Below are 736 nucleotides of genomic sequence, written 5' to 3'. Positions count from 1 at the left end.
TTGGCGTGCTGGGGGTGCGCGGGGTGGTGTGGGGTTTGGTGAGGCTGGTGGTGCGCCGCGTGTGGGTGGTGCTGGTTTTGGTGATCCTGGGGGGCGTGGTGGTGCGGGGATGGGTCCGATGGGTGGCGGTGGTGGTGCTGGGGAGAAGGAGCGGGAGTTGCGGCGTCGGAAGGAGTATTTGATGGAGTCGGATGATTTGTGGGGGACGCCGAAGTATGCGGTGCCGCCGGTGTTGGGTGATGAGGGTGCGTTGTATGTGTTTGATGATGATGAGGATGACGACCCGAGGAGGGGCCGCTGATGGAAAGTAACCCAAAACCAAATGATGTGGTGTTATCGGGCGCCGGGAAAGCAGGAGAGATTGATCACTGGATCAGTGTGAATTATCGGGGATCGGAGCTCACTCCAAATGAGTTTAAATTTGATCCACGAGATTTTGAGAGCGTATACAAGAAACTATATGCGGTGCATGTCAGGCTTGAGAACGAAATAAAAGCAGTGAATGACCGCACTGCTGCTTATGCGAAGATGGCGCCTGGTGGTCAGATTAGAGAAGTTAACCTGGCTTGGGAGTCGATCACTGCTCAGTCAAAGAATATGACGGATAATCTCAAAAGGTTAGGGCGTTATTCACGAGGCATTTCCAGGTCATTCTTGGCTACCAGCCAAGTCGATAGAGCTCGAGTCGGGTAATGACGGCAATGATATCGGGGAGTTCTGTGAGTCTGCCTCGATA

General features: G+C 53.9%; 2 protein-coding genes. Both read left to right on the top strand.

Going from position 1 to position 736, the window contains the following annotated elements:
* Positions 1 to 301: hypothetical protein (locus tag KEM60_RS16000; RefSeq protein ID WP_219232425.1), on the top strand; the 301-nt coding region annotated here is incomplete at its 5' end.
* Entirely contained in the window at positions 301 to 693 is a 393-nt protein-coding gene (locus KEM60_RS15995) for a hypothetical protein (protein ID WP_219232423.1), read from the top strand. The genes KEM60_RS16000 and KEM60_RS15995, both read left to right, overlap by 1 nt.
* Positions 694 to 736: the final 43 nt, after the last annotated feature.

This window comes from Austwickia sp. TVS 96-490-7B (assembly GCF_019331795.1).
Lineage (GTDB): Bacteria > Actinomycetota > Actinomycetes > Actinomycetales > Dermatophilaceae > Austwickia.
Note: the sequence above shows the minus strand (reverse complement) of the source record. Positions and strands in the feature narration are given on the sequence as shown.

Bases quoted from the DNA above. Each gene is read 5' to 3' on its own strand.
- KEM60_RS15995 (WP_219232423.1), top strand. From the start codon at position 301: ATGGAAAGTAACCCAAAACCAAATGATGTGGTGTTATCGGGCGCCGGG.